Raw genomic sequence first — 4,908 nt, 5'->3', positions numbered from 1 at the left:
CGCGACCGACCGGGACCGGGTGGTCGACCTGTGGGTGCGCGAGCGGGCGCTGCGGGCGTTCGGCGACCGGCTCGCCGCGGCCGGTGTCGCGGGGGAGGACCCCGGCGCGCTGGCCTCGGTCGGGAAGCTCGCGGCCGCGGGCCTGGCCCGCGACGTCACCAGGACCGCCGTCGAGATCGCCGGCGCTCACGGGCTGACGTGGGACACCGACGAGCCGGACGGCGAACTGTGGTCGCGCGGGGTGCTGTACGCCCCGATGCTGTCGATCGCGGGCGGCACCGACCAGATCCAGCGGACGATCATCGGGGAGCGACTCCTCGGCCTGCCCCGTGAACCGTCCTGAGCGCGTCCGTCAGCCGATCACCAGCACCAGCCTGCCCCGGACGTGACCGCCCTCGCTGAGGCGGTGCGCCTCGGCGATGCCGGCGAGCGGGAAGGTCCGGTCGACCGGGAGCCAGAACCGCCCGGCCTCGACCAGCTCGCCGATCTCGCCGAGGGCGTGGAAGGCCGGGCCGTCGACGAACCCGTTGCTGAAGTGCACCTCGTACTGCTCGGCGCCGCCGAAGTCGGCGAGCGTGATCACGTTCTTCGGGTCGCCGGCGAGATCGACGAGCTGGGGCAGGACGCCGTTGCCCGCGACGTCGAGCGCGGCGTCGACGCCGCCGGGGGCCAGGGCGCGGACCCGCTCCACCATGCCGTCGCCGTAGGTCACGGCCTCGGCGCCCAGCGCCCGGAGGTAGCCCTGGTTCGCGGGGCCCGCGGCGCCGATCACGCGCGCGCCGCGGGCCACGGCGAGCTGGACGACCGAGCTGCCGACCCCGCCGGTCGCACCGTTGACGAACAGCGTGCCCCCCGCGCCGACGCCGAGCTGGTCGAGGCCGCGGGTCGCCGTCTCCAGCGCGGCGGGGAGCCCGGCGGCGTCGACGAACCCCAATGACGGTGGGATGACCGCGCGGAAGGTCAGCAGGGCGAGCTCCGCCGCGGCCGCCTGGTCGTCGGAGATGCCAAAGGCCCGGTCACCGACGGCGACGTCGGCGACGCCGTCCCCGATCTCGTCGACGACGCCCGCCACGTCGGCCCCCGTCGTCTGCGGCAGGGCCGCGCCGAAGCTCAGCGTCCCCTGGCGCAGCTTCGTGTCGCTCGCGCTGATCCCGGCCGCACGCACGACGATCCGGACCTGACCGGGACCGGGGTGCGGGTCGGGCAGATCCACGATCTCGAGGACCTCGGGGCCTCCGAACCGGCTGAACTGGGCTGCCTCCATGACGTCCTCACTGTCGATGCCGAGTGCTGGGAGGGGACGGACGCCGCATCCGGGTCGACCGGGAGGGGCCCGCTGCGGAAGAGGAGGGCGGCCAGCGCGGCGCCCCCGAGGAACAGCCCAGCGGCGATCCAGAACGCGACGTGGTAGCTCGCGAGGGTCGCCGCGGTGACCGTGGCCGGGTTCGCCGCCGTCGCGGCGTGCGCCGCGAGGTAGCTCGCGATCGTCGTCGCGCCGAGCGAGCTGAACACGGCCAGTCCGATCGACCCGCCGACCTGCTGGGCGATGTTCACCATCGCCGACGCCACGCCGGACTCGTCCGACCGCACGCCGCTGGTCGCCGCGTTCTGCCCCGGACCGAAGATCAGCCCGAGCCCGAGACCGATGACGAGCAGGGCCGGCAGGACGCCGCCTGCGTAGCCGGACCCCGCCCCGATGCCGGTCAGCAGGGCCATGCCGACCGCCGCGAGGAGGCATCCGAGCGGGACGATGGGACGTGGTCCGGTCCGCGGCATGAGCACCGCCCCCGAGAGGATCGCGCCGACCATGACCAGGGCGACCATCGGCAGGAACGCGAGTCCGGTCCGGATGGGGGTGAACCCCAGCGTGTCCTGGAGGTAGTAGGTGAGGAACAGGAACACCGCGAAACCGCCGATGCCCGAGATCCCGACCGACAGGTAGGCCGCACCCCGCGTCCGGTCCAGGACCACCGGCAACGGGAGCAGCGGGTGGCGCACGCGTCGCTCGACGAGCACGAAGACGATCAGGAGCACGACCCCCACGACCACGGGCCCGAGCGTCCCGACGTCCGACCAGCCCTTCGCCGCGGCGTTGCCGAGGCCGTAGACGATGCCGACCAGGCCCAGGACCGCGGTGACCGTCCCCGCGATGTCGAGCCGGGTGCGCTCCGGCGTGGTGGCGTCGGTGAGGAAGACCAGCGCGCCCACGAACGCGATCACCGCGATCACCAGGTTCACGTACAGGCACCACCGCCAGGACAAGTCCTGCGTGAGGATCCCGCCCAGCAACAGGCCCAGCGCACCGCCCGCACCCGACACCGCACCGAAGATGCCGAACGCGCGACCGCGCTCGTCCACGTCGTGCGCGAACGTCACCGACACCATCGACAGTGCCGCACTGCCGGTCGTCGAGGGAGAACCCCAGGTCGTGCTGCGCGGTCGGCAGCGCGATGTTCACGATCGTCGAGTCCAGGATGACCATCAGCTGGGCGAGGCTCAGGACGACGAGCGCGATCGAGCGATTCGCGACGCGAGGTACCGCGCCGACCCGGTTCTCGTCGTGTGCCATGCCCCATGCTTACCCGTGTTCAATGAACTTATCAATGGTAAGTGAGTGGCCGGTCCGCGTAGGCTGCGTGATCGTGAGCCCGGGAGAGTCCCGTACGAGCGGGAGCCGATCGGCGTCGACCGCCGCCGGTGAGGGCGGCCTGTGGCTCCGCAGCCGGACCGAGCGCTCGTCGCGCCGGGCCGAGCCGTTGACCCGGGAGCGCATCGTCGCCGCGGTCGTCGCCGAGCTCGACGCACACGGAGCGGAACGGCTGACGATGCGGCGCCTCGCGCAGCGCCTGGACGTGTCCTCGACGGCCCTCTACTGGCACGTCTCGACCAAGGAGGACCTGCTCGACCTCGCGCTCGACGAGGTCGTCGGCGAGGCCCCGGTCCCCGACTCCGGGCCCGACCCGTGGTCCGCGCTCCGCGCGCTGCTGTTCGGGTGGCGCGCGGCGATGCTCGCGCACCCGTGGTCCCCGAGCCTGCTCGGACGGCCGCTGCTGGGTCCGAACGTGCTGGCGCGGACCGAGTTCCTGCAGGCGATGCTGACCCGCGCCGGGCTGTCCGGGATCGACCTCGAGTCGGCCACGCGGCTGCTGTCCAACTTCGTCATCGGCGCGGCGATGGCCGATGCCACCTGGCGCGGGATGGACGATCCGGCCGTGCTCGACAAGGTGCAGGCCCACATCACCGGCCGCGCCGAGCTCTACCCCACGCTCAACGCCTCCGGCTTCGTCGATCGGGCGTGGTCCGACGACGACGTGTTCCTCCTCGGCCTCGACCGGGTGCTCGACGGGCTGATGCCCGCTCCCGGGTGAGGACTTGGCGGCTACCCCCGCAGGTTCTCATTCGTATTCAGAAACCGAGCGAGAGGTGGTACCCGTGACCGCTCCCGTCGAGGGGCTCCACCGTTACGGTGTCGGCGAGCCCCTGGTCCTGCTGCACGGCGCCTCGATGTCCTGGCGCGCGTGGCGGCCGGTGCTCGACGAGCTCGAGCGCCACCACGACGTGATCGCCCTGACCATGAACGGCCACCGCGGCGGCGACCCGTGGCCCGACGGCGTCCGCGTGGGCGTCCCGGAGCTCGCCGATTCCGTGTGCGCCCGGCTGGACGCCCTCGGCGTCGAGCGGGCCCACGTGGCGGGGAACTCGCTGGGCGGGTGGGTCGCGCTGGAGCTGGTGCGGCGGGGGCGGGCGCTCTCGTGCGTGGCGCTCTCACCCGCCGGCACCTGGAAGCGCCCCCGCGACCTGTGGCGGCTGGTGCAGGTGTTCCGCCTCGCCGCCGAGCTGGGAGGGCTGCATGCGGTCCGCCGCGCCGCGGTCCGGCCGCGATGGCGGCACGTGCTGCTCCGGCAGGTGATGGAGCACGGCGAGCGCGTCCCTGACCACGACGTCGAGGGCTTCTTCGACGACCTCGCGGGCGCGACCATGATCGGCCCGCTGCTCGCCGGTGCCCGCCCCGAGGACGCCCTGGCGGACTTCGACGACCTGCCGTGCCCGGTGCGTGTGGCATGGGCCGAGCACGACCACGTCGTCCCCTGGGCGCGCTACGGGGCCCCGATGCTGCGCTCGGTCCGCGGTGCCGACTTCGTCCGGCTGCCCGGGTGCGGCCACGTGCCGATGTGGGACGACCCCGAGCTCGTCGCCCGGGCGGTGCTGCAGGTGACCTCGCCGGCTTGAGTCGGCGGTCAGGCCGCCGGGTCGGAGAGGCCGTTCTCGACGACCGTCTGTGCGGTCGCGATGATGTGGTCGAGGGGTCCCTGGTCCGGGTCCCACCATTCGGCGGTCCAGTTCAGGGCACCCATGACGACCATGAGCGCGGCGCGAGGGTCGAGCGCCGGATTCATCTCGCCGGCCGTACGTGCGTCCTCGAGCAGCCCGCGCCAGATGTCCAGATAGGCCCGGTGTGCGGCGAGCTGCCGGTCGCGAATGTCCGGAGGAAGCTGCGCCACGGTGCGCATGGCGGCAGCGGCGTGATCCGAGTGCGTCAGCAGGGTGCTCAGGTGTGCCGCCACGGCGGCGCGGATGCGCTGCATCGGGGTGGCCGTGTCCGGCACCGCGTCGAGGGCGTCACGCATGAGGGTCATCGTGCGCTGCAGGCCGACCGAGACCGCTTCCTCGACGAGCTCCTCGCGGGACGAGAAGTAGTAGTAGATGGCGGGTGCCTGCACCTCCGCGATGGCCGCGATGTCCGAGAGTCGGGTGCCGGCGTACCCACGGCTGTTGAGGACCCGGGCGGTCGCGTCGACGATCCGCTCCCTGGTGCGCTCGGACTTGCTGGGGGCGCCGCCGCGGACGCCCGCCTCGTCCCGGCTCGGAGAGCTCCTGGCTGGCGGCATGTACTGATCGTAATCGCGA

Annotated in this window: 6 protein-coding genes; 3 read left to right on the top strand and 3 right to left on the bottom strand. The window is 73.1% G+C overall.

The annotated features are described in order from the left end of the window. On the top strand, positions 1-343 hold a 343-nt coding region (locus VGH76_RS06075; RefSeq protein WP_331555725.1), incomplete at its 5' end, for an acyl-CoA dehydrogenase family protein. 9 nt (positions 344-352) lie between these two features. On the opposite strand, the gene VGH76_RS06070 is transcribed toward VGH76_RS06075, so the two are convergent. Both VGH76_RS06070 and VGH76_RS06065 read right to left on the bottom strand, forming a co-directional pair. Further along, a complete protein-coding gene (locus VGH76_RS06070) occupies positions 353-1,213 on the bottom strand; it encodes an NADP-dependent oxidoreductase (RefSeq protein ID WP_349257488.1) in 861 nt (286 codons plus the stop codon). Further along, positions 1,111-2,376 (bottom strand): MFS transporter, encoded by a 1,266-nt coding sequence (locus VGH76_RS06065; protein WP_331555723.1) that lies wholly within the window; start codon positions 2,374-2,376, stop codon positions 1,111-1,113. Before VGH76_RS06065 ends, VGH76_RS06070 begins: the two co-directional genes overlap by 103 nt. 266 nt (positions 2,377-2,642) lie before the next feature. Here VGH76_RS06065 and VGH76_RS06060 point away from each other — a divergent pair, with 266 nt between their 5' ends. Next, on the top strand, positions 2,643-3,368 hold the full coding sequence (locus VGH76_RS06060) for a TetR/AcrR family transcriptional regulator (protein ID WP_331555722.1): 726 nt from the start codon (positions 2,643-2,645) through the stop codon (positions 3,366-3,368). Between the two features lie 64 nt (positions 3,369-3,432). Beyond that, positions 3,433-4,230 carry an alpha/beta fold hydrolase gene (locus tag VGH76_RS06055; RefSeq protein WP_331555721.1) on the top strand — a complete coding sequence of 266 codons (798 nt, stop codon included), beginning with the start codon at positions 3,433-3,435 and terminating at the stop codon, positions 4,228-4,230. 8 nt (positions 4,231-4,238) lie between these two features. Here the strand turns inward: VGH76_RS06055 and VGH76_RS06050 are convergent. After that, the coding region (locus VGH76_RS06050) for a TetR/AcrR family transcriptional regulator (protein WP_331555720.1) at positions 4,239-4,908 on the bottom strand (670 nt) is incomplete at its 5' end.

Origin of the sequence: Actinomycetospora sp. (genome assembly GCF_036497585.1) — a bacterium.
Taxonomy (GTDB): Bacteria; Actinomycetota; Actinomycetes; order Mycobacteriales; family Pseudonocardiaceae; genus Actinomycetospora.
Note: the sequence above shows the minus strand (reverse complement) of the source record. Positions and strands in the feature narration are given on the sequence as shown.